At 46.6% G+C, this 25,227-nt stretch carries 30 protein-coding genes; 16 read left to right on the top strand and 14 right to left on the bottom strand.

All coding sequences use genetic code 11. The features are described from left to right. Positions 1-88: 88 nt before the first annotated feature. From ctaD to FA954_RS12740, 4 genes are all read left to right on the top strand, one after another. A complete protein-coding gene (gene ctaD, locus FA954_RS12755; protein WP_231564615.1) occupies positions 89-1,858 on the top strand; it encodes a cytochrome c oxidase subunit I in 1,770 nt (589 codons plus the stop codon). Then, positions 1,858-2,472 carry a cytochrome (ubi)quinol oxidase subunit III gene (locus tag FA954_RS12750; protein WP_037996154.1) on the top strand — a complete coding sequence of 205 codons (615 nt, stop codon included), beginning with the start codon at positions 1,858-1,860 and terminating at the stop codon, positions 2,470-2,472. Before ctaD ends, FA954_RS12750 begins: the two co-directional genes overlap by 1 nt. Positions 2,473-2,475: 3 nt before the next feature. Continuing rightward, the gene (locus FA954_RS12745) at positions 2,476-2,784 is read left to right on the top strand and encodes a cytochrome C oxidase subunit IV family protein (protein WP_049719597.1); all 309 of its coding nucleotides are present in this window, start codon (positions 2,476-2,478) and stop codon (positions 2,782-2,784) included. Positions 2,785-2,926: 142 nt separating this feature from the next. Continuing rightward, entirely contained in the window at positions 2,927-3,658 is a 732-nt protein-coding gene (locus FA954_RS12740) for a YfhO family protein (protein WP_138615178.1), read from the top strand. A gap of 65 nt (positions 3,659-3,723) precedes the next feature. Here the strand turns inward: FA954_RS12740 and FA954_RS12735 are convergent, their stop codons facing one another. Beyond that, positions 3,724-3,933 (bottom strand): hypothetical protein, encoded by a 210-nt coding sequence (locus tag FA954_RS12735; RefSeq protein ID WP_131470860.1) that lies wholly within the window; start codon positions 3,931-3,933, stop codon positions 3,724-3,726. A 247-nt stretch (positions 3,934-4,180) separates the two neighbouring features. Then, positions 4,181-5,299 (bottom strand): alpha/beta fold hydrolase, encoded by a 1,119-nt coding sequence (locus FA954_RS12730; protein WP_052186752.1) that lies wholly within the window; start codon positions 5,297-5,299, stop codon positions 4,181-4,183. A 338-nt stretch (positions 5,300-5,637) separates the two neighbouring features. On the opposite strand from FA954_RS12730, the gene FA954_RS12725 reads away from it, so the two are divergent. After that, entirely contained in the window at positions 5,638-5,982 is a 345-nt protein-coding gene (locus tag FA954_RS12725; RefSeq protein ID WP_037996151.1) for a hypothetical protein, read from the top strand. A 34-nt stretch (positions 5,983-6,016) separates the two neighbouring features. On the opposite strand, the gene FA954_RS12720 is transcribed toward FA954_RS12725, so the two are convergent. Continuing rightward, positions 6,017-6,415: a globin domain-containing protein gene (locus FA954_RS12720; protein ID WP_049719600.1), complete on the bottom strand. Its 399-nt coding sequence runs from the start codon at positions 6,413-6,415 to the stop codon at positions 6,017-6,019. Between the two features lie 21 nt (positions 6,416-6,436). Then, on the bottom strand, positions 6,437-7,729 hold the full coding sequence (locus FA954_RS12715) for a glutamate-1-semialdehyde 2,1-aminomutase (protein WP_037996150.1): 1,293 nt from the start codon (positions 7,727-7,729) through the stop codon (positions 6,437-6,439). Between the two features lie 253 nt (positions 7,730-7,982). Here FA954_RS12715 and FA954_RS12710 point away from each other — a divergent pair, with 253 nt between their 5' ends. From FA954_RS12710 to FA954_RS12700, 3 genes are all read left to right on the top strand, one after another. Continuing rightward, entirely contained in the window at positions 7,983-9,674 is a 1,692-nt protein-coding gene (locus tag FA954_RS12710) for a coiled-coil domain-containing protein (RefSeq protein ID WP_037996149.1), read from the top strand. A 78-nt stretch (positions 9,675-9,752) separates the two neighbouring features. Next, entirely contained in the window at positions 9,753-10,496 is a 744-nt protein-coding gene (locus FA954_RS12705; protein ID WP_052186751.1) for a sporulation protein, read from the top strand. 43 nt (positions 10,497-10,539) lie between these two features. Continuing rightward, a complete protein-coding gene (locus FA954_RS12700) occupies positions 10,540-11,292 on the top strand; it encodes a sporulation protein (RefSeq protein ID WP_138615177.1) in 753 nt (250 codons plus the stop codon). A 59-nt stretch (positions 11,293-11,351) separates the two neighbouring features. Here FA954_RS12700 and FA954_RS12695 read toward each other — a convergent pair whose 3' ends face one another. The 6 genes from FA954_RS12695 to gerPC form a co-directional block, all read right to left on the bottom strand. Beyond that, positions 11,352-12,119, bottom strand: coding sequence for a MurR/RpiR family transcriptional regulator (locus tag FA954_RS12695; protein ID WP_062843400.1), 768 nt, complete (start codon positions 12,117-12,119; stop codon positions 11,352-11,354). Between the two features lie 110 nt (positions 12,120-12,229). Next, positions 12,230-13,576 carry a 6-phospho-alpha-glucosidase gene (locus FA954_RS12690; RefSeq protein WP_037996264.1) on the bottom strand — a complete coding sequence of 449 codons (1,347 nt, stop codon included), beginning with the start codon at positions 13,574-13,576 and terminating at the stop codon, positions 12,230-12,232. A gap of 147 nt (positions 13,577-13,723) precedes the next feature. Further along, on the bottom strand, positions 13,724-15,316 hold the full coding sequence (locus FA954_RS12685; RefSeq protein ID WP_037996263.1) for an alpha-glucoside-specific PTS transporter subunit IIBC: 1,593 nt from the start codon (positions 15,314-15,316) through the stop codon (positions 13,724-13,726). 239 nt (positions 15,317-15,555) lie between these two features. Continuing rightward, positions 15,556-15,927, bottom strand: a complete 372-nt coding sequence (gene crcB, locus FA954_RS12680; RefSeq protein ID WP_084712803.1) for a fluoride efflux transporter CrcB — start codon at positions 15,925-15,927, stop codon at positions 15,556-15,558. Further along, a complete protein-coding gene (locus FA954_RS12675; RefSeq protein ID WP_037996259.1) occupies positions 15,924-16,286 on the bottom strand; it encodes a fluoride efflux transporter FluC in 363 nt (120 codons plus the stop codon). Before FA954_RS12675 ends, crcB begins: the two co-directional genes overlap by 4 nt. A 61-nt stretch (positions 16,287-16,347) precedes the next feature. Continuing rightward, positions 16,348-16,665 (bottom strand): spore germination protein GerPC, encoded by a 318-nt coding sequence (gene gerPC / locus FA954_RS12670; protein ID WP_049719608.1) that lies wholly within the window; start codon positions 16,663-16,665, stop codon positions 16,348-16,350. 146 nt (positions 16,666-16,811) lie between these two features. Between gerPC and FA954_RS12665 the strand changes: the two genes are divergently transcribed. The 6 genes from FA954_RS12665 (at position 16,812) to nth (ending at position 20,023) form a co-directional block, all read left to right on the top strand. Further along, positions 16,812-17,219, top strand: coding sequence for an Hsp20/alpha crystallin family protein (locus FA954_RS12665; protein ID WP_049719609.1), 408 nt, complete (start codon positions 16,812-16,814; stop codon positions 17,217-17,219). A 20-nt stretch (positions 17,220-17,239) separates the two neighbouring features. After that, positions 17,240-17,446, top strand: coding sequence for a spore germination protein (locus FA954_RS12660; protein ID WP_082240704.1), 207 nt, complete (start codon positions 17,240-17,242; stop codon positions 17,444-17,446). After that, positions 17,370-17,630 (top strand): hypothetical protein, encoded by a 261-nt coding sequence (locus FA954_RS13750; RefSeq protein WP_037996256.1) that lies wholly within the window; start codon positions 17,370-17,372, stop codon positions 17,628-17,630. The genes FA954_RS12660 and FA954_RS13750 overlap by 77 nt, the downstream gene beginning before the upstream one ends. Before the next feature lie 381 nt (positions 17,631-18,011). Continuing rightward, positions 18,012-18,479 (top strand): thioredoxin-dependent thiol peroxidase, encoded by a 468-nt coding sequence (gene bcp / locus FA954_RS12655; protein WP_037996254.1) that lies wholly within the window; start codon positions 18,012-18,014, stop codon positions 18,477-18,479. Positions 18,480-18,570: 91 nt separating this feature from the next. Further along, positions 18,571-19,341: a class I SAM-dependent methyltransferase gene (locus FA954_RS12650; RefSeq protein ID WP_037996253.1), complete on the top strand. Its 771-nt coding sequence runs from the start codon at positions 18,571-18,573 to the stop codon at positions 19,339-19,341. A gap of 76 nt (positions 19,342-19,417) precedes the next feature. Further along, positions 19,418-20,023 carry an endonuclease III gene (gene nth / locus FA954_RS12645; RefSeq protein ID WP_049719619.1) on the top strand — a complete coding sequence of 202 codons (606 nt, stop codon included), beginning with the start codon at positions 19,418-19,420 and terminating at the stop codon, positions 20,021-20,023. Positions 20,024-20,088: 65 nt separating this feature from the next. On the opposite strand, the gene FA954_RS12640 is transcribed toward nth, so the two are convergent. Continuing rightward, positions 20,089-20,460 (bottom strand): DUF4383 domain-containing protein, encoded by a 372-nt coding sequence (locus FA954_RS12640; RefSeq protein ID WP_049719610.1) that lies wholly within the window; start codon positions 20,458-20,460, stop codon positions 20,089-20,091. Between the two features lie 229 nt (positions 20,461-20,689). On the opposite strand from FA954_RS12640, the gene FA954_RS12635 reads away from it, so the two are divergent. After that, positions 20,690-21,127 carry a Fur family transcriptional regulator gene (locus FA954_RS12635; protein ID WP_037996248.1) on the top strand — a complete coding sequence of 146 codons (438 nt, stop codon included), beginning with the start codon at positions 20,690-20,692 and terminating at the stop codon, positions 21,125-21,127. 58 nt (positions 21,128-21,185) lie between these two features. On the opposite strand, the gene FA954_RS12630 is transcribed toward FA954_RS12635, so the two are convergent. The 3 genes from FA954_RS12630 to FA954_RS12620 form a co-directional block, all read right to left on the bottom strand. Beyond that, positions 21,186-22,595 (bottom strand): AMP-binding protein, encoded by a 1,410-nt coding sequence (locus FA954_RS12630; RefSeq protein WP_049719611.1) that lies wholly within the window; start codon positions 22,593-22,595, stop codon positions 21,186-21,188. Between the two features lie 147 nt (positions 22,596-22,742). Further along, positions 22,743-23,201, bottom strand: a complete 459-nt coding sequence (locus tag FA954_RS12625; protein WP_049719612.1) for a thiol-disulfide oxidoreductase DCC family protein — start codon at positions 23,199-23,201, stop codon at positions 22,743-22,745. After that, positions 23,198-23,539, bottom strand: a complete 342-nt coding sequence (locus tag FA954_RS12620; protein ID WP_049719613.1) for a DUF2614 family zinc ribbon-containing protein — start codon at positions 23,537-23,539, stop codon at positions 23,198-23,200. Before FA954_RS12620 ends, FA954_RS12625 begins: the two co-directional genes overlap by 4 nt. A gap of 121 nt (positions 23,540-23,660) precedes the next feature. Here FA954_RS12620 and FA954_RS12615 point away from each other — a divergent pair, with 121 nt between their 5' ends. After that, positions 23,661-25,151 carry an MDR family MFS transporter gene (locus FA954_RS12615; RefSeq protein ID WP_062843399.1) on the top strand — a complete coding sequence of 497 codons (1,491 nt, stop codon included), beginning with the start codon at positions 23,661-23,663 and terminating at the stop codon, positions 25,149-25,151. Positions 25,152-25,227 lie beyond the last annotated feature (76 nt).

Genomic DNA, 25,227 nt, shown 5'->3' with positions numbered 1-25,227 from the left:
AGGCTATAATAAAAATTTACTCAGTCTCGTAAAGAAGAGCAAAGTTTGGGAATGGCTTACCACGGTGGACCATAAGAAAATCGGGATCATGTATTTTATTTCCGGGATCGTTTTCTTTGTCATCGGGGGAATTGAAGCCTTGTTGCTGCGGTTGCAGCTGATCGTGCCCAATAACGATTTTATTGTTGGCGACACCTTTAACCAAGTGTTAACCATGCACGGAACCACGATGATTTTCCTTGCAGCAATGCCTTTGATTTTCGGATTGATGAACGTGGTGGTTCCGCTTCAAATCGGTGCGCGTGATGTTGCGTTTCCGTTTTTGAACTCACTCGGGTTCTGGCTTTTTACAGCGGGTGGAGTCATTTTAAACCTCAGCTGGATTTTTGGGGGTGCACCCGATGCCGGTTGGACTTCCTATGTGGGATTGGCTTTGAATGAATACAGCCCCGGACCGGGTGTGGACTACTATGTGATCGGTTTGCAGATTTCCGGGATCGGGACGTTGCTCAGCGGGATCAACTTCCTGGTGACCATTATCAACATGCGGGCTCCCGGAATGACATTCTTGAGATTGCCGCTGTTTACATGGACGACGTTTGCAACGTCCGCATTGATCATTTTTGCCATGCCGCCATTAACTGTCGGCTTGTTGCTGTTGATGTTTGACCGCTTGTTTGGTGCGAACTTTTTCGATTACACGATGGGCGGCAGCGCCGTGCTGTGGCAACACTTGTTCTGGATTTTCGGGCATCCGGAAGTATACATTGTGATTTTGCCGGCGTTTGGAATCATGTCCGAGGTTATCAGCACGTTCTCGAAAAAGCGCTTGTTCGGATATACCTCCATGGTCTTTGCAACGGTTTTGATTTCTTTCCTCGGGTTCATGGTGTGGGTTCACCATATGTTTACCGTTGGACTGGGACCGGTTGCTAACTCCATTTTCGGGATTGCGACCATGACCATTGCGATTCCGACGGGGATCAAGGTCTTCAACTGGTTGTTTACCATGTGGGGAGGGGAAATCCGCTTTAAAACCGCCATGTTGTTTGCCCTCGGGTTCATTCCCACCTTTGTGATGGGGGGTATGACCGGGGTAATGGTGGCTTCGCCGCCTGCAGACTTCCAATACCATGACACTTATTTCGTCGTGGCGCACTTCCACTATGTATTAGTCGGAGGAACCGTCTTTGCATTATTTGCCGGTGCCTATTATTGGTGGCCGAAAATGTTCGGGAAACTGTTAAACGAAAAATTGGGTAAAGTTCACTTCTGGACTTTCTTTATCGGTTTCCATCTGACCTTCTTCCCGCAACACTTCTTGGGACTGTTCGGTATGCCGCGCCGGGTGTTTACCTACCAGGCAGGGGCCGGATTGGAAACCTTGAACTTCATCAGTACCATTGGCGCACTCTTCATGGCAATTGGTACGATCGCGTTTGCACTGAATATTGTTCTGACTTTCAAAAAAGGCGAAAAAGCATCGGGAGACCCGTGGAATGGACGGACTTTGGAATGGTCGATTCCTTCGCCGGCTCCGGAATATAACTTTAAACAAACGCCTTTGGTGCGTGGTTATGATGCATGGTGGCTTGAAAAGCAGGCCGGAAACAAAGAAATGCAACCGGCTGAACCGTTGGGCCCCATTCATATGCCATCCCCGACCTATATTCCTCTTTTGATGGCATTAGGCTTGTTTGTAGCCGGTTTGGGATTCATTGCCCGTGGCGATTTCAGCGCGGCGATTATCGGGATCATTGTCGTCTTCATTGCCATGTTTATGCGCTCGTTTGAGCAGGATCATGGCTATCATATCGATCCGGAGGAAATTGACAAAGAAAAGGGGGTTAAGGCATAATGGCAGCCCAAACGGAAGCGGCCCAAAAGCCTCAACATTTGGAAACGGCCACGCTGGAAGGGAAAAACAAAGTCTTGGGCTTTTGGCTCTTTTTAGGAGCCGAAACCGTCTTGTTCGCTTGTTTGTTTGGTTCTTATTTGGCTCTTCGCAGCCAAAACATGGGCGGACCGGACAGTACCGAGTTGTTTGACTTGGAACTGGTTGCGGTCACCACGGCAATTCTTTTGACAAGCAGTTTGACCAGTGTGCTTGCGATGGTGAAAATGAACCAGCGCCATTTGAAAGGAACACTGGTATGGCTCGGAATCACGGTTCTGCTTGGTCTGGCTTTTTTGGTGCTGGAAATTTATGAGTTCATTCATTATGTGAGCTTGGGGCATACTTTCATGAGCAGTGCTTTTGGTTCCGCTTTTTATGCCCTGGTCGGTACCCATGGTGCGCACGTCACATTCGGGCTTTTCTGGATCTCGGGGTTGATGATTCAGGCAGCCAAACGTGGGATCACAAAGGAAACGGCGCCAAAATTGTTCCTTTCCAGTTTGTATTGGCACTTTATTGATGTGGTTTGGGTGTTTATCTTTACCCTGGTTTATCTTTTGGGAAAGGTGGGCTAAACGGTGGCACAACAAGTCAGTCAGTCTTCAAACGAGCAGTCTGCCCATAAATCAGAGCGCGTGACGAAGCATCTCATTTCGTTTGCCGTGATGATCGTGTTGACAGCGGCTGCTTTTTACCTGGTCGCCACCGATGTGGCACCGGAACACCTGGTCTTGCCGGTTCTTTTGATCTTGGGTGCGGTGCAGGTGTTTTTGCAGTTGTTTACGTTTATGCATCTGGATCAAAAAGGAACGGCTTTCTACAGGATATTTATTGTGGCAGGCATTTTCTTCGCAGTCATCAGTGCTGTGGGAATCTTTTTGATGTAAAGGTCATTGCAAAAGCCTCTTGTTGGATAGCAAGAGGCTTTTGTTTTTGTATATAATGGCTCTGGATATATAAAAGAATTATAGATTAAAAATCATTTATTTTATGTTAAATTGATCACGTTTCGAAAAAACAGGAGGAAACATGAATAATCTGTTGAGAGATCAACTCCTAACCAACCCAAAGACCTTTTTGCGCTCCATTCCTTTTATGAAAGTGTCTGAGGGAATTGCCATCGGGGCGGTCACCGGACTGGGTTATTTTTCGGCTTATTTGTCCGATGTCAGTTACAAGGCTTATTTTGGATTGCCTGCCCTTTATGCGAGTGTGGGGTTAAATGCCATCATTCTCTCCATTTTTGCGTTTGTGATCATGTCGCTTGTGCTTTTGGCCTATTTGCAATACCCGATCGTGGCCCGGTATGGAAAATGGGTTTTACCCGTTTTTTTGCCCGGGGCGGTGGCATTTATGCTCGGGTTGCGGTTGGATTTTGAGTTCCATTATTCGGTGGAAGTGCTTTTGTTTTTCTTTTTGTTGTATGTTGCTTTTACATATGCGTTGATCCGGATGGTTTCCAAGCGAAAATGGTTCATTGCCGGGCTGATTTTCATGGTTTTGGTGATTTCCATTTCCAGGGCTTGTGGCTATTTGATTGCTTTAAACCAAAAGGAATATATGGTGTTCATGGAGGAACCAAGGCCTTATGCAGTGGTGGATGTCAACGGGGAAGCCATGATTATGATGCCTGTTGATTTAAAGAAAAAAACACTCCTGCCGGAATACCGGTTTGTGGATCAAAAAGCGGAAATGGAGAATTCGATTCCTTTGAAAAAAATGAATATTGGTCCTCTTCATGTGCAGGGAACCCGGCCGTGAAAGGACAAAAATTAAAAAACACCGATAGCTTGGACTATGCGGTGTTTTTCATCGTTTATGCATATTCATAAAAAATCACTGAACGTTTTGTATTTCCTGGATACTTGTGTGTCCACATATTCTTTCCACATTTGCTTTGCACATTCTTTTGAACAAATGGGGGATTCAAAGCTGATTTCAACATAGTATGCTTCTTTCCCACAGATTGAACAAGGAGCCGTTTTGTTAGCGGGCAAAAGAATGTCTTCACCATGCAAATCATCTTTATAATTCAACAGAATCATCCTCTCCTTATTCGGTTTTGTGGTGTCCCACTTCCGCTAAGGAGGAATTGATTGAAGCAATCAATTTCTCTTAAGCTTATTTTCTCATATTTCCCATGAGATCTAAAGCCTTTTTTTGTAGAGTCACAAGAGATTTCAGATGATTACAAAGCAATAACCGGCCACGATGGAAAAGAACGCAAAATTTTGACGGGTTTACTGTAAAAAATGAGAAATTCAAGATCCGGGCCAAGCCGGTTTAAGGCGCGTGTTTGACGGTCGGTTCCCCGGCTTTGCCGTTTGCCGCTTTATGTGATTGATTTTGGAGTTTTTTTTGTTGGAATAACAAGCTTTCTTCTTTGACACGCAAAAGCAAAACGAGGAACGAAGATGATTCTTCAAGATGAGGCGCATGCGCCGAATTTTCAAACCAAATCATGTCTTTTACGGGGGCATCAAGCTGCTCGTAAAATTGTTCCTGCAGCTCAAAAGGAGAGTAAAAATCATAACGGCCCACACAGAAATAAGCCGGAACCTTCAGTTCTTGAATTTCTTCAAAAAGATTGACTTGCAGCAGTTGGGGCATGAGCCGTTTGAAAGAAGTCCGATAGCCCCGGATCCATTTAATCCAGTCCAAAAGTGTATACTCCGAAGAAAAGAACCCTTTGGCCAAATATTGAAAAAGGTTTCCCTTCCGAATCAATCCCCCGAAACGAGTCAGCCACTTGTGTTGTACAAGCACATGGCGCAAATCTTTATATGGTGGATAGCCGATGCGTTTCAAAGCACGCATCGCCAAGAATTTCCGGTTGTGTCGGGCATGAATCAATACAAACTGATACGAGAGCAGTGCGCTTTTTTGCACATCGGTCATTTGGCCGATGCCGATGTAGGCGTGGAGCAAAGACGGATATTTTTTGGCAAAGCGTGCTCCGATGATGCTGCCCCAGGAGTGTGCAGCCAAATAGATTTTTTTCTGTTTAAAGCGTTCCAAGAGGATTTGAACCAATTCATGAGTATCTGAGACGAACTGGTCAAGATTGATGGCTTTTGGATCCATTTTTGCGGAAAAAGATTTTCCGGCTCCCCGTTGATCCCAATGAACCACGATAAAGTGCTTTTCCAGTTCTTCTTGATAATGCCTCATAAACCCGATTGGCGCAAATCCAGGACCCCCGTGCAAAAACAAGAGAATTGGATGGCTGGTGTCTTGGCCCCGTATCATAATGGATTGCTTTGCGATTCCCAGTTGAATCGTTTCAATGGTTGCCGTTCCATTCTCCAGCGTTTTGTTGGGGGGTTGACTCTTAAACATTTGTTTCCCTGCCTTTTCATCATAATCAATGGATAAATATGTCGGGATAAAATAATTCTGCATTTCTTCGGGGTTTCCTTCAAAAAAACGGGATTTTAATCTAAATTACAGAACGGAATGATCGGATCACACGAAAAAACAGCCGGATTTTGCAAACGATAAAGGGGCAGAAACGGAATAATTTTAATCAAGTTCCTTCTTTTTTCATGTTTTTGCGGGATGTTTACGGAGTCGTTAAAAAGGGGTAAATTGTGTTTGAGTAACTGGCAACAAAATGAATTCTTGCGGACAGATGGCAATCTTTGTGATTGGAAAAAATTAATTTCAAAGAGTATAAATGGAATGAGGCGGCTGTTGATTTGGGATGACGCGACACGGGTTTTGGAAAGGGGGAAAGATGGTTGCGAAGATGGACGGTATGCGGATGGATTCTTTTGGTTTCTTTTTTGTTGTCAAGCGGTGAAACCTGGGCCAATGAGATGGGCTGTCATTCATTTGAGAACTGGAGCGAGTCGCAGAAATATTTTGAAGAAAAAGGCGGATCCAAACATCTGAATATCGATGGCTTGGACAGTGACCAAGATGGATTGGCTTGTGAAGAGTTGATCGGCTTTGATCCCGGCCACATCAATCCGAACAATGACCGGCGACCGGATGCCAACAAAGGCAATGATTCCGCGGAAAAAGGCGTTTGGGTGGAGATTTTGTCGGTGCTGAAAAAATGGTGGCGTCAGTGGTTGGATTAAAAAAGCCCCGGACAAGTTTCCGGAGCTTTTTTGTTTACGGTTGCCGGTTGGAAGGTTGGTTCACCATGTGGTGGGCCGTCAAGACCAAACGGCTCCAGATCGCTTCTCTGATTTTCCCGCCGATCTCCACTTCATCCAATGCCTGGCTCATGCATTCCAGCCAGGCTTCGGCTCTTTCCGGGGTGATGGGAAAAGGCATGTGGCGTGCCCGAAGCATGGGGTGTCCGTATTTTTCGCTGTAGAGCGGGGGGCCCCCGAAAAATTGCGTAAGAAATAAGTATTGTTTTTCCATCACAGGGAGGATGTCTTCCGGAAAGATCGGCTTCAAAAGCGGATGTTTGATGACACGCGGGTAAAATGCTTCGACCAATTGCCGGACTTTCTTTGCTCCCCCGATTTTTTCATAGATCGTGACAGGTTCGTTTCGTTCCATCGAATCACCTTTTCCACAATGTTACGGTTTCATTTTTTTGAAAGCCCGTTCGACGGCACGTAAAGTGAATTGGATGTCTTCTTCCGAATGCTGGGTTGTCAAAAACCAAGCTTCGTATTTGGATGGAGCAAGGTAAACCCCTTCTTCCAGCATCAGCCGGAAAAACTGTCCGAATTGTTTACTGTCCGCTGCTTGGGCTCCTTCGTAGTCGGTCACTTCCTGATCGGTGAAGTAGACGGTCAATGCTCCCCCCACTTGATTGATTGTGATGTTCAAGCCATATTTGTCGGCCAAACGGGAAATCTCGTTGTTTAATGTTTTGCCCATTTTTTCTAGTCGTTCGTAGGTGTTGGGTTGCTTTAAGGTTTCAATGCATGCCAGGCCCGCGGAGATCGACAACGGATTTCCTGCCATCGTTCCCGCTTGGTACATCGGCCCCATCGGGGAGACTTTTTCCATGATTTCTCTTTTTCCGCCATAAGCCCCGATGGGAAGTCCGCCGCCGATGATTTTGCCCAAGGCGGTCAGATCCGGCTCCACATGATAGTAATCCTGGATTCCGCCGTAATGAAAGCGGAAAGCGGTGATCACCTCATCATAAATGACCAAGGCGCCTGCTTGATGGGCCAATTGGTTGATGGTTTCTAGGAAATTCGGTTGGGGCGGGACGATCCCGAAGTTTCCGACCAGCGGCTCGACCAAGATGCCGGCGATTTCGTCTCCCCATTTTTCCATGGTCTCTTCCAAGATTTCGATGTTGTTGTAAGGGATGGTAATCACTTCATTGGCGATGCTGACGGGCACACCGGCGCTGTCGGGAGTGCCGAGGGTGGAAGGGCCTGAGCCGGCGGCCACCAGAACCAAGTCAGAGTGACCATGGTAACAGCCCGCAAATTTCAGGATTTTGGTGCGGTTGGTATAAGCGCGGGCCAAACGGATGGTTGTCATGACCGCTTCCGTTCCACTGTTGACGAAGCGGATTTGTTCCATGGACGGGATGGCTTCCCGCAACATTTTTGCAAAACGCACTTCTTTTTCCGTCGGCGTTCCGTATAACACCCCGTTGGCGGCCTGTTCAACAATCGCCGCCGTCACCACCGGATGGGCATGCCCCAAAATAATCGGGCCGAAAGCCGCGAGATAATCGATATACCGGTTTCCATCTTCATCCCAGAAATAAGCGCCTTGTGCTTTTTTCATAAAGATCGGCGTGCCGTTTCCCACTGCACGAAAAGACCGTGACGGGCTGTTGACACCGCCGACAATGACATCCAATGCTTCCTGATAAAGTTTTTCCGATTGCTGTATATTCAAGAATATCCCCCATTTCGTCTCCTTTGTGACATTTGATGACGATTTGAAAAAACGACGTCATGTGCAGGAACCATGCATCATATTTTTTTTACTGACGAAACAAGTCCCTTTTTTAATTGTAACGTGATGCACAGAAAATGCCTAGGGAGGATTGTCTCTGTGAATCATCCTGTGATATGCTGAAATTGGGTATATATGTCGATTTTTCGGAGTTTATATATATTTTGGGAACGGAAGATGGAGGCGAAGTATCTTGTCATTCAGATTTCAAGTCGGTGAGCGTTATAGAGATTTATATCAAATCGAATATGTCGTCCGGTTTTTTGACGGTGAACTGGCGGTTGCCCGAAAAGGTTCGCAACGCTACTACTTGCAGTCATCCCGTTTGGAAAAACAAGCGCCGATCTCCCGTGCGATTGCGCACTACCGCTCCTTTGAACATCCGTTGGTGATTCCTTATGAAGATGTGTATGCCGAAGACCGTTCGATCGTATTTGTCCGCCCTTATGTTCCCATCCTGCCTTTGCGGGAGGTTTTTGCCAATCATGAGGTGGAAGAGGCGAAACTGGTCGAATGGGGAAAGCAACTGCTTGGGTTGGAAAAGGATTTGAGGGCGCAACCGATGCGGATGTATTTGCTTTTGGATCCCGGAAATATCGGGGTGACGGAACATAATGAGGAGCTGAAGGTGTTATTTTGCGGTACGGAAACCATTACGGCACAAAAAAACATACTCGATTGGGGAACCTTTTTTTATTCCCTTTTATCCGGCGAACCCGTGGATAAGCCGATTCAAAGATTGCCGAACGATTTCAAGGCATCGAAAAAGATGGTGCGGTTAATTCAACGGAGCTTGCAAAACGACTCGCCTGATTCGGTCTTGTCCCATATCAAGCAGTATGAGAAAGTGGGACTGTTGGACCGTTTGTTTGGCAGCGGAGGGGAGAAAAAGAAGGACCCCAAACCCCGAAAATCTCCAGTGAAACATCAGCCATCCACAACCGATACCCCGGTTTCTTCCGCTTCTGAACCCCAAGAACCGGCAGAAACAAAAAAGGCGGAGGCCGCGAAGGTCACATCCGATATACCTGAAACAATACAGAAGAAACAGGAAGAAGATTATATCGCAAGTTTGAAAGAAGAATTTGAAAAGAGACAAAAAGAAGCCTTGGAAAAACAGCGCAAAGAATTGGAAAAGCGCCAGCAAGAGTTGCTGGAGCGTCAGCGGCTGGAATTTGAAAAACGGGAACAAGAGTTGTTGCAAAAGCAGAAAGAAGAGTTTAAACAACAAATTGAAGAGCCGGAACAGCGGGAGAATTGGGAACGGGAGATTGCGGAAAGAGAACGCATGCTTGAAGAACAAAAACGAAAAGAAGAAGAAGAAAAAGCCCGTCAGGAAGAAGAGCGCTTGAAACAGGAGCGGCTCGAGCAAGAACGCATCGCATTGGAACAAGAAGAGCGGCTGCAAAAAGAATTGGCCAAAGTGGAAGAAGAACGGATCAAGTGGGAACAGAAGCAAAAAGATTTGGAGAAAAAAGAAGAAGAATTACGGGAGAAGTTGCAAAAAGAATTTGAAGAGATGGCGAAGTCTTTGCTGCAAAAACAAGAGGAAGAATTTAAAAGACGCCAAGAGGAGTTGCTGCAGCAACAACGGGATCTTTTGGAAAGCCAGACCAAAAAACGCCTGGAACGGCATCGCGAAGAGTTGGAGCAAACATCCAGGCATTACTTGATCACCCCGGACACCAAACCGCGTGCCAGCTTGTTGGATTTGGAAAAAGAAAACAAAGCGAAAAAAGAAAACGAACAACCGAAAGAAAACACCCAACCGCAGCAGGACGACCGCGAGCGCTTGCGTAAGGAAAAACTGGCTAAAGAAAACAAGGATCACGACGAATTGGTGAAACAGTTCGAGGAGTATATGAACCAAATGTACCCCAAATAAGGTGGACAAGAGAGAGCGGGTTTCCTGTTCTCTCCTTCTTAAACGGTTTTTATCTTTAAGCTGGAAAGGATTGAAAACATGGTTCTTTACAGATCATTGGCCCGTTTGGGCATCGGCGGAACCACCGTGGATGCGCAGATCGAGGAAGAACAATTCCGGCCGGGGGATGTCATCAAGGGGGAAATCAAGATTCGGGGGGGACAAGCCGAACAGCAAATCGATGACATTTACATGTACCTGATGGTGACGGTGTCCAAAAACGGAAGAAAAGCTTCCCATCTCATGCAACAATATCCTTTGTCCCATTCCATGATCATTCAAAAAGACGAGATCAAAAAGGTTCCGTTTCAAATTAAACTCCCCATGGAAACGCCCATGTCGACGGGAAGCTTTCCTGTGTACCTGAAGACGGGATTGGACATTAAAATGAGCCTGGATCCCACCGATCTGGATAAAATTGAAGTCGTGCCCGCGAATTTGGTGCAAAAAATCTTGAAAAAAATTGAGGATGCTGATTTTATTTTATATCGGATACATAACGAATATGATCCGCAACAGAAGCCTTATCCTTTTTTCCAGATGTTTCAGTTCCGCCCGACAGGCCGTTATCACGGATATGTCGATGAATTGAACGTATTCTTCAAAGTGACGGATATGTCAATCCGGATGGATATCGAGCTGATCCGTTCCGACCGTGTTTTAAACAGTCAATTTTCCTGGGAATACCATGATCCCAAAGGAACCCTCATGATCAATAACGAGCGGGTGATTCGGGATCCGCTTGAAAAAATTGATGAAATGCTGAACCGCAAAATGCATTAACAGAAAAAGGACGGATGCTTATTTGGGATTGGAGTGAGAAAGCATGTTTAACAAAGTGTTAGCCGGCTTGGGTGTCGGAGCCGCCAAGGTGGACACCCGGCTTGAAAAATCAACGTACCGCCAAGGAGAAATGATTAAAGGGGAAATATTTATTCAAAGCGGGCAAACGGAACAACGAATTGATGAAATCTATTTGTACCTGATTGTCCGGTATCATCATGAAGGAAAAGATCAAAAGCATGTCATCAGCCAGTTTCGGATCACGGACACATTTGAAATCGGAGAAAGGGAGAGCAAAGTGATTCCGTTTGAAATTGAAATGCCGTTGGATGCCCCGATTTCAACCGGAGGGTGCCCCATCTATTTAAAAACCGGACTGGATATCAAAATGGCGATCGACCCGAAAGATACCGACGGCATCGAAGTTCTTCCCCACCCGTTGGTGGACAAAGTGCTGCATGCGGCGGAAAATGTCGGATTTCGGTTGACCAGTGTCGACTATGCGTTTGACAAATTTTATTCCCGCCATCCTTTTGTGCAGGAATATCGCATGACGCCAATGGGCAAGTATGAAGAGTATTTTGATGACATCAGCATGGTTTTTTATCCCGATCATGATTCGTTGGATGTCATCATGACTTTGGACCGCAAAGCCATTGATTTGATGAGTTCGATGGAAGAAGCGCTGAATCTGGATGAGCGGCTGATGAGATTTACGGTGACAAGAGAAGAGCTGGAAGATAAAGAGAACCCGTTTGAGGAAAGATTCACCGAAATCGTGGAGCAGTATATTTAACGGGCAAATCCCCGGATTCCTGTGGATAAGGCGTTCCACCATGAAGTGGAATGCCTTTTTCAGTTGGTTTCTTCTTTTTTCTGATTGATGAAATCCACATAATGGCTGAATATCGCTTCCACGATCATGAAAAAGGAAGCAAAGGTATCCAGATGAATTCCGTTATGGATGGAAATGGTCGAGCTTCTGGCATACAAATGATACGGAGTCATTTTGGCCAGCCGGTTATTGACCAGATTCGTGACGGAAACAAAAGGAACGCCTTTGGCCACCAAGGTTTGTACGGCGGGAAAGATGGACGGGGTGTCTCCCGATAAAGAAAAAATAAAGACCAGGTCGTTTTTTGTCATATCCTTGACGACGATTTCAAATTCAGAGTGAGAGGGAATCACATTCATATACTTTTGAAGAGGCAGAAACATCCGGTGCAGTTCCAATGCACAATTCCGCTGGGCATTTCCCGTGCCAAAAACAAATAATTTCTGCGCCTCATCGATTAATCTGCAAATGTCCGAAAAGTCCTTGGTCTGTATATATTTCATGGTCTCGCGAAAGTCTTCTTCCAGAATTTCAATACTGCTTTTATTTTTCACTGTTTTATCCTGGTTCTGCCATTTCAAAAAAATGCGAAACTCACTGTAACCGGTAAAGTCCAGCTTTTGTGCCAGACGCAAGATGGAAGAGCGGGACACATTGCACCGGTCGGCCAGATGATTAATCCCCAATTGATAGCACGTATCTTTGTGATTCATAATGTATCTCAAAATGTGTAAATCGGTTTCATTGAGCTTGTTGTAATGTTCATTGATAAGTTCTTCTAATGTCAAATGATTCTCCTCCCTGCACCAAGAGAATTCCTTTATAAAAATTAAAACAAAAAGTGCAAAGAGGTACAAGCTCTTTGCACTTTCCGTCCGTATGGTGTACGGATCCCTGTTTATAAATCTTCACGCACGACGACATCCTCTTTGTGCAGTTTTGGCCAATAATCTTTGTTTGCCTCAATCAAGTCATCCAGGATGGCTTTGGCCACTTTGGCGCTGGGAACGGTTTTGGATAAGGTGAGGGCTTGCCACAATTTTTGATAAGAGCGGGTGATCCAGGCTTCGACCACGAGTTTTTCAACGGAAACTTGCTGTTCCATCAATCCTTTTTGGAATTGCGGGATTTCTCCGATGGCGATGCGTTCGGGCCCGTTGCTTCCCACGATACAGGGAATTTCCACCATGGCGGTCGGATCGAAATTGGAGATGGCCCCTTGGTTTTCAACAATCAACAACATCCGCTCTTGTGTGTTGAATGCGATGGCGCGTGCCAGATCCACGATATAGGAAGCGTGTTCGTCAACATGCAGTTTGGAACCTTGGGTTGATTGGTTTTCGATGATTTTTTGGCACTCACCGAACACAAATTTTTCCCGGCCCTCCATGACTTCATTGGCCCGCGTGTATTCCGGGTTGGAATGTTCAAACACATAATCCGGGTAAAAATAATATTTCAAATACGTATTCGGCAGGGTGTCCGGATCCAGTGCGTAGACATCGCGGGCTTTTAAAAAGGTGTCGCTCCAGCTTGCGTCGGCATCATCTTTGGGGACGGTGTAACCGTGTTTTCGGACATGTTCTTTCAGTTTGGGTATCAAATCGTTCCCGTTTTGATCACGGATATCCGTCCACCAGCCGAAATGATTCAATCCGTAATAACGGACCTTCATTTCCTTGCGGCTTTTAAGTCCCAGAATTTGAGCCATGCGGTTTTCAATGCCGATGGGCATGTCGCAGATGTTGAGCACTTTGGAATCCGGTCTCAGGCGCCGGGTGGCCTCGGCGACAATGGCCGCCGGATTGGAGTAGTTTAACATCCATGCATCGGGAGAGTATTTTTCCATGTAGTCGATCAATTCTAAGACTCCCCCGATGGAGCGCATGCCGTAGGCAATTCCTCCGGGGCCGCATGTTTCTTGACCAAATACGCCATGTTTCAACGGGATTTTTTCGTCCAGTTCCCGCATCGCATATTTTCCAACCCGAATGTGTGCCATGACGAAGTCGACGTCGGTGAATGCTGCTTCCGGATCGGTGGTGGCCAAAAACTCGATTCCCGGCGCTTTTTCTTTCAGGATGATTTTGCAGGCTTCGGCAATCGTCGACTGGCGGGCTGCATCATTATCGTAAAGTTTTAATTTCTGAATCGGAAATTGATTCAAATTTTCAAGAAGCATCAAGACAATTCCCGGTGTAAAGGTGCTGCCTCCTCCGGCAATGACAATGGAGAATTTTTTCATTTTGCTGATTCCTCCTTATTTTCGTGACCGCTTACAACTCAGTTATAACAACCTGGTGACGAGAGAACAACAGATCGGGCGGATGCTGTTCATAATCACACATCTTGTTATTTTTCACGTGAGTATGGAAATTTTCCCGCCACCATTTTATGCATTTTCCCGGTTTGGATGATTCAACAGGTTCTCAAACTGTTCCCGGATCTGCGGGGAAGACAAACCGACGATGACCTGGATGGCTTTTCCGTTTTTAACGACCCCGTGGGCCCCGGCGGAGAGGAATTGTTTGTCCGGTGCCGTTTTGGTTTCATCATGCACAGTGACGCGCAATCTTGTGGCGCAGTTGGTCACTTCCGCAATATTGTCCGGCCCGCCCAATGCTTCCAAAAACCGGGTGGCTTTTTCCGCATAATCATTTTTCTTTTGCTTGGCCGCTTGTTTTTCTTGGAAATCTTTTTTGGTGTACAGTTTGGTTTCCTGTTCTTCGTCATCTTCACGGCCCGGCGTTTTCACATCCAGTTTCAAAATCAAATAGCGGAACAGGAAGAAATAGATTGCCGTAAAGATCAAGCCGACTACGATTTGAGCCAAATAAGTGGCGCTGTGGTATTTAAACAGCGGAATCCAGTTTTGGATGGCCACTTCAAGCAATCCGCCCCCCATATTTCCGGAAACCCCGAGGGAGTATATGATGGTGGACATGGTTGCCGCCAGGAGGGCATGAATCAGAAAGAGAACCGGCGCAACGAACAAAAAGGTGAATTCAATTGGTTCCGTGATTCCGGCGATCACAGAAGTGAGTGTTGCCGCGATCAACATCCCGGAGATGATTTTTTTCTTAGAGGATTTGGCCGTGACATACATGGCCAGTGCAATGCCTGGAATTCCGAATATTTTTGAAAGTCCGTGCAAAGCAAAACCGCCTTCCGGGAACATTTCCTTTAATGATTGCGAATTGGTGGCAAATTCGCTCAAATGTTCCACCCAATATTTTACGATTCCGCCGTCCACCACGGCCGGACCGAAGACGAAAGGACCGTAAATAAAGTGGTGCAATCCGGTCGGGATCAAAATCCGCTCAAGAAATGTATATAACCAGACGCCCAAGGCCCCTGACGAAGCAAGGAACCCTTGCATGGAAGCGATGCCTTTTTGAATGACCGGCCAACCCCAGGATGTGAGGAGTGCCAAAGGCAGCATGATAAAAAAACTGAGGATGACGACATAGGAGGTCCCTTGAAAAATCCCCAAAAAATCAGGCAACTTTTTATCGAAATAACGGTTATGAAGATAAACGACGATAGCAGAAATAAGGATGGCTCCAATGATATTGGTGTCTAACGTTTTAATGCCGGCGATTTCCGTCAGTCCGCTCACTCCGCCCGCTTCTTGTTCAAAATCAACGCCAAATTGGGGTCCCCAAATCGTCAAAATGGCATTGATAAAATAGTTAAAGGTCAGATAAGAGATCAAAGAAGCCAAAACGGCTCTGGCTTGGGCCTTTTTGGCCAGGCCGATCGGGAGGCCCACCGCGAACAGCAAAGGCATTTGTTTGAACACCGCCCAGCCGCCTGCTTCGATCACGGTCCAAAATTTGTACCAAAAGCTATCGGGATGTGCAAGGGCATTCATAATATCCTGATTTTTCAGCAGGGTGGTCAGCCCGACCATGATCCCGGCAAAGGGGAATAACAGAACGGGTACAAACATGGCTGCCCCGAAGCGCTGGAACTTTTGCAGCATGGAAATCACTCCTTTTTTTAATTTACATAGCATGTTTTTCTGAGATTTTTGTTATCTTTTAATTGAGATGCGAACAAATTGTTAACGCTTACAAATAAAATATCTTATAATTCACGTTCCAACAATTGTTTTTGCTCATTTTGAAACAGAATCACTTTTTTTGTACATTTTCACACTGCATAAAAACTTTCCCATAAAAAAACTCCATGGCTGGCTTGCGCCTGTACCATGGAATTTTTTTACGAAACCATGCCGGAGGAGATGTGAAAACCGGACCAAACCAAAAACAAACCGAGGAAAAGGCTGGAGAGGAGATAAGCCCAAAATTTCCCCTTTCGCTTTTGTTGCCGGAGCCTCTCCGCTTCATATGAAAAAGTGGAAAAGGTGGTGTAACCGCCGAGAAAACCCGCTACAAACGGACGGTTTGCCATCATCCAGGCGACCGGCAACCGGTCATGAACCCATCCCAAATAAAGCCCCATGATGAAACAACCAGTCATATTGACAAGAAATGTTCCGAGCGGAAATTTCCCGTCCCGGGCGGGAAACGCCTCCGTGACCAGCCAACGGCATATTGCTCCGATTCCCCCGCCCAAAGCAATCCACATCATTTCCAACCGGCTTTCCCCCTTTGGGCCAGCCAAACCCCCAGGCGGGCAAAAAGCAGGCCGCCCGTGGCGGTGACGACGATATAAAAAAGGGATAAAAGCGGAGGCAAGAGATGGGTTTCCACACACAGTGTTGAAAAAGTGGTGTATGCTCCCAAAAGTCCGGTGCCCAATCCTTTTTGCCAAACAGGAGAAAAAGCGGTTTTCGTTTGTTCATTCAACCAGGCCAACCCGAGACAGCCTGTCCAATTGGCGATCAAGGTTCCGAACGGAAAAACGGGGTCATTAAAAGCCTGCGCCACCCCAAAGCGGAGCAAGGTTCCGACGGCACCGCCGATCCCGACAGCAATGATCGTTCTCATACCGGCAGCTCCTTCGCTTTTTTTGGTTTAAGATTAGATCAAATTGCAACTGCCGGCAACATTATGAAGAAGATTCCGCCGGTTCCTGTTTTTCTTCTTCGTCTTCCACCACGATTTGGGAAGCGTGGTTGTCTACCATTTTTTCAATGATTTCTCCCACACCGGCATCTTCTCCGTTGGCGGTCAGTCCGATATTTAAAGTCCCGCTTAACGTTTGAACATGCAATTCGTGGATTTTATATTCCATTTTTTCGATGTGCACGGGTTTCAGTTGCTCTAGGTCCTCTTTCAGTTGATGGTTTTCTTGTTGCAGGCGCCGGATTTCTTGTTCCAAATCTTTTAGCCGTTGATCTATCCAATCAAGCGGATGCTGGTACATGCGAACCATTCCCCCGGATTCTTTTTATCCTTGTTCCATTATATGATGAGGGTCTCTTAATTCATGCCCTCCTTGTGACAAGACGGGCCCGCATCGAATAAAATATGGGCATCATACCAATGTACCGGCAAAAGGAGAGATGATGGGTGAAAAATACTTTCCGCAAAATGCCCTGGCATGAGCTGGCCCGTCAATTTTTGGGGGAGGACTTTTTTGAAGACATGCAAACGGCGGCCCGTCAAGATGAACCTGCAGCCGATGTTTATCACGGGGAAAATGAAGTGATTGTGGTGGTCAATTTGCCCGGACTGGAAAACGTTCATGCTTTGGATTTGAAATTGGAAGGAAACAATTTGATCATTCAAGGGGATTATCCGTCTCCGTATGAGGGGTATCAAACCATCTTCTCGGAAAGAAAAAAAGGCATGTTTCAAAAGGTGATTCCTTTACAGGCATCGGTATCCAAAAGATACACGCATGCCAGATACCGCCGGGGGGTTTTGGAAATCCGTTTTCCGAAGAAGCCAAGGCAGACCCGATCCCTGCAAATATGACACCATGAGGAGGGGAAAGCGTGGGGACCATCAATAACATTCTGAACATCAAAATCAACAATATAAGTAACTCAGGTTCAGTCAATTTTGGAAACACGATCAATGTGGGGAATGACAGCTTGACCAAATCGTTGGGAGGATCTTCACCGATTGGCGATTTTCCAAAGAATTTGGATTTTGAGCGGAATGTATATTTTGATCCCGATCAATTTGATCAAAACGATTGAGGTGGTTTTCTTGTTGAAAGTGTGTATTCAATCCATTCGGATTTATACGGTGGGAGATGCTGGATCGTTTAACGTGGGAACAACTTTAAATATCATTTCAAAAAAGGGAGGAGGGGAAGAAGCTCCGCAACAGGTAGAAACGCCCACACCGGAGCCGACACCTCCGACCACCATGTCTGCCTGAACTGTGGTTTGTATTTTTCTCGTTTGCGGACCGTCAGGAGAAAAAGAATTCTTTCGGGATGCTTGAACCATCGGGCAAATCCCGGTCGGACAAGCAAGAGGGAACGGATTTTTGAACGAATTCTTTTTCCTCAAGCGGAAGGAGGTTGGGATTCTCTCGCAGGGCCCATTAGCAAAAGCTGTTTTCTTCGCTTGGTCATCCGTGGTCACCATCGTGATGGTTGTGAAGTGATCAGGAATTATTTTTATTATAAATCCAATCGTGTTTATTACGATTAATTCATTTCCGTAACCTTACGGTAAGGGCTGAACGTTTCTTCTCCTTCTGAGAAGTGTTAAAATATGTTTACCGTTTTCGGAAGCATTCAGGAGGTGGATTCCTATGGTCAAAGAAGGAGATCATGCCATTGACTTTACGCTTGAAGCCACAAACGGGGAAACCGTGACTTTATCTGATTTCAAAGGCAAAAATGTGGTTCTGTTTTTTTACCCCAAGGATCAGACACCGGGCTGTACCAGGGAAGCTTGCGACTTTCGGGATGCCTATCAGGAATTTTCGGATCTCAACACCGTGATTTTGGGAATCAGCAAAGATTCCATTGCTTCCCATCAAAAGTTCGTTGAAAAGCAGAATTTGCCTTTCCTTTTGTTGAGTGACCCGGAGGGAGAGGTTTGTGAAAAATACGGAGTGATCAAAGATAAAAACATGTTTGGAAGAAAGTACAAGGGAATTGAACGATCCACATTTGTGATTGATAAAGAGGGGAAGATTGCCAAAGCTTACCGGAAAGTGAAGGTTGCAGATCATGTGCAGGAAGTTCTGCAGTTTGTCAAAGAAAACTTACAGTAGGACGGTAAGAAGGGTTTCCCGGTGAAACCCTTCTGATCAATTGTTTTGGTGGTTTCATTGATTTTTGCCGTTGGACGGACGGAGGTGGAACATGGATTTCCATACATATGATTGGCCGGACTATTATGACTGGACTTCAACGGGGCTGGATCATGACATCACTTACTACACCGAACTGGCCAAACAACAGGGCGGTCCCGTTTTGGAATTGGGCTGCGGAACCGGCCGGTGCACCCTTGCGATTGCGCGGGAAGGAATCCCCGTCGTCGGGTTGGATTTGAGCGAACCGATGTTAAAAAGGGCCGAAAAAAAGGCTAAAGAGATGAATTTGGACGGGGAAACCGAGTGGGTACACGGCAATATGGCGGACTTCCGTCTGGACCGGAAGTTCCCCCTGATCATCATTCCTTACCGGTCTTTTTTGCATCTGTTGACGGTGCGGGATCAGGTCAATGCGTTGAAATGCATTCGTCATCATTTGACGGATGATGGGATTTTGGCCTTTAATGTTTTTGTCCCGTTCATCAAGCATTTATATGAAATGGATAATCAGTATGCCTACAGAGGAACGTTTCCTGTGCCGGGGACGGAAGAAACGGTTGAGCTTTATGACTTTACTGAATTTGATCATTTTTCCCAGCTGGCTCATGTCATTCGTTATTTTGAGCACTACAGCCCGTCCGGCCGGCTCATGGAGCGGATCCGGACCACCTTTCGCTTAAGGTACATTTATCCGTCGGAACTGAATCATTTGCTCACTTTCTGCGGATTTAAAGTGGTCCGGCGGTATGGGAACTTTCGTTATCAGCCTTTTGACAACCGGAGCCAGGAATTGATCATCGAAGCAGTCAAACGCAAATAGACAAGAAAGAGGGAGTGTTTTGAAACCGAAACCGAAACGAGTCCAAACAGGGAAGATCCTGGAGCTTTTGGAGCAGATGTACCCGGACGCTCATTGTGAACTCAATTTCAAAAATCCGTTCGAACTTTTGATTGCCACGATTCTGTCTGCGCAATCCACGGACAAACAAGTGAATAAAATCACCAAACCCCTGTTTGCCAAGTTTCCGACCCCGTATGATTTCATCACATTGACTGAGGAAGAGTTGGCTGAACACATTCGCGGGATCGGGCTGTTCCGGAATAAAAGCAAAAATATCCTGCAAACTTGCAGGATTCTGGTTGAAGAATATGAAGGGGAAGTTCCGCAACAGAGAGAGAAGCTGGAAGCATTGCCGGGGGTCGGCCGCAAAACGGCCAATGTGGTGCTTTCCAATGCTTTTGGTGTCCCGGCCTTGGCAGTGGACACGCATGTGCACCGGGTGGCCAATCGTTTGGCATTGGCAGACAGCAAGACCCCGCTTGAAACCGAACGCCAATTAACGCGAAAAATTCCCCGCAACCAGTGGAGTGATACCCATCACCGCCTGATCTGGCACGGCCGTCGTTGTTGCACGGCCCGGAATCCCAAATGTGATATTTGTGATTTACTTCCTTATTGCTGGTATGGAAAAAACCGGGGAGATGTTCCGGAAAAGAAATGACCCCCCGGTATAAAAAAACAGGCATGAATTGCCGCCGGCCGGGCATCATGCCTTTGGTGAAAGGTTCAAGTGTTTGCTTGTTCCTTTTTTTCTTGTTTTTGGCTGATCCGCTCGTGGACAAATCCGAGGTAAAGTGCACCCAAAGCGACGATGAAATTAAAGATTTCGGTGGTAAGAGTAATGTTTACAAGGCCGAAGAGTTGGTCGCTGAATAAACCGTAAACGGCCAGCAAACCATAAAGGATACCAAAGACTCTCATGGCAAGCCGGTCCCAATTTTCTTTCAGACTCGCCCCCAAATAGATCAGACCGCTCAACAAGTGAATGAGATTGTGCGTGAGCGTCAATTGGAGGGACTCATTGGATGACAGGAAGAAACCGGCGATCCCAATCAGTGTGAGAACTCCTCCGTAAATTTGCGACCATAATTTCAACATGGAATTCACTCACTTTCTTTTTTTGTTTTTTGGTGGAAATATATGATCTTTTTTTCCGGAACATGCTCATTTGAGGGAAGAATGTGAACCGGCGGGGGGGATTCAAGAGAAAGTGCGGGCGCTGAAACCGCATTGACAAGAAGGCAAAACAAGAAGTAGACTAATTATATATATTATTAAATTAGAATCGTTCCTTTTTGCTGCGAACATATTAGAGAGGTGGAAATAGATGAGTAACAGCCGACTAGAGAAGGCTGTTGAAACCCTGAAAGAGAATGGTGTGCGTATGACGCCGCAACGCCATGCGATTCTCAATTACCTTTATTCAACCATGGGACATCCAACAGCTGATGAGATTTACAAGTCATTGGAAGGCACTTTTCCCAATATGAGTGTTGCCACGGTTTATAATAATTTGCGGTTGTTTAAAGATGCCGGCTTGGTTCGTGAATTGACGTACGGAGATTCTTCCAGCCGTTTTGATGCCAATATGATGGATCATTATCATGTGATTTGCCGGAAATGCGGCAAAATCACGGATTTTGACCACATGCCTCTTCTTGAGATTGAAAGAAAAGCGGCGGAAATCACCAACTATCAGGTTCACACCCACCGCTTGGAAATATACGGAATTTGTCCGGATTGCCAAATGAAATCGAAACAGTAAACACCCTGCCCCGTTTGGAAGCAGGGTTTTTTTAGGGGCTGAAACCAGCCATCGGCTCTTAGTGGACGGCGGTCGGCAAAACGGCTTTTTGGGGATCCAGTTCCACCTTGCGGCGAAGATTGTGCAACGTGCCATCGGCATCCATTTCCGCGTGATCCCCGGTGCTGATCCATCCGTTGGTATAAACGTTGGTGTCTGATAAGGGGATCTTGTAATAACCCGAAATGACTTGCGGGATTTTAATCATCAATTCCCCGTCGGCTTGAATGCGGAGTTCGATCCCCGGGAGGGGTTTCCCCGCCGTTTTCGGTTGCGGGCAGGACAGGTTGGTTGCGGAAATGACTGAAGCGCATTCGGTTAGGTAATACGATTCTACCACCGGCAGATTGATGCACCAGAAAAAGCGATGAACTTTTTCATTCAAAGGAGCCCCTCCGGATAGAATAAACCGGACCCGTCCGCCCAATTGCTTTTGAAGAGGCGCAAACAAGAGGGTTTGTGATATGGAATGATGCAGTTGCAAAGATGAAGGGACGGACCAGTTGTATCCTTTTCTTTTCAATCCGTATATTTTCTCTGCTTGTCGCAGGGCGTGTTGAAATAAATATTTTTTTGCCGGAGACGATTGGATCTGTTTATTCAAATACTCATAGATGGTGTGCACCAAAACCGGCGACAAAGAGAACAGCGTCGGTTTGATCCGTTTGCTGGCTTTCACCCAGTTGGCATCCCTGGCGATGTAAGTGATCTCCGCTCCTGTTGCCAGCGGGGCCAGGTACCCGGCAATCCGCTCGAAAGGATGGGACAGGGATAACACCGACAGCAGATGGTCGTGTTTTGTATATGGGATCACGTACAGAAAACTCTGGAGATTATTCAGAATATTCCCGTGTGAAAGCAGAACCCCTTTTTCGGTTTTCGTTTTGTCATTCGGGTAATAAATAATCGCGACATCCGAAGGCTGGATGGAGGGATAGGCCCATTCCTGCTCTTCGTTTGCAATCGATTGGCCGATTTGGATAATGGTTTCAAATTGCAAAGCTCCAAGAGATCCATCGGCTTTTCCGTTTAGCAAAATGGAATGTTGCAGCAGGTTGGATGCACCTTTTACCTTTTCCAGCAATTCATACCGATCCGTAATGATCCCTGTCGCATCGGCGTGTCTCAAAATTTTTCGGATCTGATCGGGATGCCGGTTGGGATGAATCGGCACGCTTGTGGCTCCCAAGCTTAAAACGGCAAATTCACAGATCACCCAGCGGGGGTGATTTTCTGCGATGATAGCAATCTTTGCGCCAGAGCGGATTCCGATTTTTTCCAAACCGAACGCAAAATCCCGGATCATGTTCCAAAGGCGTTGATAACTCAATTTATGTAACTCATCATTTTCTTCCCAAGAGAGTGCCGTTCGTTCCGGAAACCGTTTGACGGTTCGCGACAACATTTCCAGAAGATTATGTGATTTCACGTGTTTTGCCTCCTTTTCTTTCAATACATACATAGTCCGGATCGGATGCATATCATCGGAGGACTTTACGCATAGTTGTTCGAGAAAACTCGGTGGAATCCTTTTTTTGTAAGAAAAAAGAAAAAACCAACAAATCGTTGGTTTGGATTAGAAAGAATCTTCTTTTTCCAAAACATACTTCAGGCGTCTTTTTTGTTGTTCCGGGGTGGGGACCGGACAAGTTTGCTTTTTCCGGTTCCAGCGATGGCGGTTTCTTGCCGCAACCCGGTAGACCGCATCGCGCAAGGGGCGTGGAATGAGGAAAAACAGCCTGGTGAAGACTGAAAAACGGGGTAATCTCTGTAATATGCGAAGAACCGCCGTGGACCGGATGAAATAACGCCCTTGTTCAATGAGAATGACCGAGTCAAGCGCAGAAAAAGGGACTCCAAGGTGTCGGGAAAGCCATTCGCTTTCTTCGGATTGCAAGGAGGCAAACCGAAAATAACCTTGGGAATCCCGTTGAATGATCCACCGCACCCATCCGTCGCAGAAGGAGCAGTCCCCGTCAAACAAAATGATCCCGTAATGCTTCAGGGAAGACGGAAGAAGGTTTTTATGGTTCACTTTTCCATGCTCCCGTCGGGTGACCCGGAAAGTGCTTCCGCCGGAGCATCTTTCGGATCCAGGGACAAGATGGCTTTACAGTGCATGCATTCGTCTTTTTTGCCCAAAATTTTGGTCGGTTTGTTGCAGGAAGGGCAAACGACCTGCACCGAGTGTGTGGAAAGAATGCCGACCCAAAAGTAGATCCCCACACTGGCCAAAACGAAAATCATACCGAGGACAAAAAACAAGACCATCAAGCTTTCAAAGAAGAAACCCAGGTACATGACCCCGACTCCGACAAAGATCAAAAGCATGGCAAAAGTGCGTATTTTATTCAGTTTCCCGGACAGCAGCATGATGCTCCTCCTTCAAGTTGAAATCAGCTAGATTTTATCATGAACCGATTTTTTGTACAATGTAACAGCGGTTGATGGGACCGGCGGAATAATGATTGCATGAAATGTGAGGGGGACGGAAATGTCAGACAGAAAAAAAGTGACCGTGGCCATGTTGATTGCCACGTTTTTGTCAGCGATTGAAGTGACGGTGGTCAGCACGGCGATCCCGCGTATTGCCAGCGATTTGGGGGGGATTCAATATATCAGTTGGGTATTTGCCGCCTATTTGCTGGCATCGACGGTGACCATTCCGATCTTCGGGAAGCTTGCGGATCTGTTCGGGCGTAAGCGGGTTTTTATGTTCGGGGGAATTGTGTTTTTGATTGGTTCCATGCTGTCGGGAACCGCCGGTTCCATGACTTGGCTGATCTGGTTCCGGGCGGTGCAAGGAGTCGGGGCCGGTGCGCTGAATCCGACCACGTTTACCATTATCGGGGATCTTTACCCGTATGAGCAGCGGGCCAAAGTGCAGGGGTTATTCAGTTCGGTTTGGGGATTGGCCGGGTTGGTCGGCCCTTTGATCGGAGGTTTTTTGGTTGATTATGTTTCCTGGCGGTGGATTTTTTATATCAATTTGCCCTTCGGGTTGCTTGCCATGTTGATGGTGATGTTGTTCTTAAAGGAGGAAGGGGAAATAAAGGAAAAGCCGGAAGTGGATTACTTGGGCGCTTTGACTTTTTTCATTGCAGTCACTTCTTTGTTGTTTGTGCTTTCGGTCGGGGGAACGGAAGTCTCTTGGACCACTCCTTATTTGCAGGGACTTGCGGCTGCAGGGGGGATCGGTTTTATCCTGTTTTTTTGGATTGAGGCCAAGGCTCGCGAACCGATGCTTCCGCTCCGCTTGTTCCAGATCCCGTCCATCTTGGTGGCGAATGTCATTTCCTTTTTGGCCAGTTCGATTTTGATTGCTTTAAATGTATATACACCTTTATGGGTGCAAGGGGTGATCGGTTACGGTGCCGCCGGGTCGGGAATGGTTTTGTTGCCCATGTCGCTTGCCTGGATGTCGGGGGCGTTTGTTGGCGGACGGTTGATGTTGAAAACGGGCCCCCGCCTGACAGCGTTTTTCGGCATGCTATTTATATTGGCGGGATGTCTGGCTTTGGGCAACATTGATATTCACACCCCGGGTTGGATCTTGCCGGTTGTCATGTTGGCGAACGGATTCGGCTTCGGTTTTGTGATGACGGTTTGCACGGTGATTGTCCAATCCTCTGTAAAATGGAACCTGCGCGCAACGGCCACCGCGTCCAACACCTTTTTGCGCTCACTTGGACAAACGGTGGGGGTTACGGTGTTTGGAGCGCTGTTTAACCTGTCATTGCAAAATAATGCATGGAATCAAAAAATGCAGATCCCGGTTTCCGAAATCAACCGCCTGCTGGATGCACACGGATTGTCCGCGGTTCCGGAAGGGCTTTTGTCGGGTTTGCGCGAAACATTGGCACTGGGCATGCATCATATTTTTTTAATTTTAATCGGAATTGCGGTGGTCAACCTGGGCTTGACGTTGGCTTTGCCGGCAGGAAAGCCGGATGTTCAGGCAAGGACAGTGAGTGATCGGGCATAGAAGGAGACGACTGTCTCCTTCTTCTGTTCATTGGGAATAAAATTTTTTAAAAAAGTGTTGACTTGTGTCGGGGAAG

The organism is Thermoactinomyces vulgaris (assembly GCF_005886755.1).
GTDB classification, from domain to species: domain Bacteria; phylum Bacillota; class Bacilli; order Thermoactinomycetales; family Thermoactinomycetaceae; genus Thermoactinomyces; species Thermoactinomyces vulgaris.
Note: the sequence above shows the minus strand (reverse complement) of the source record. Positions and strands in the feature narration are given on the sequence as shown.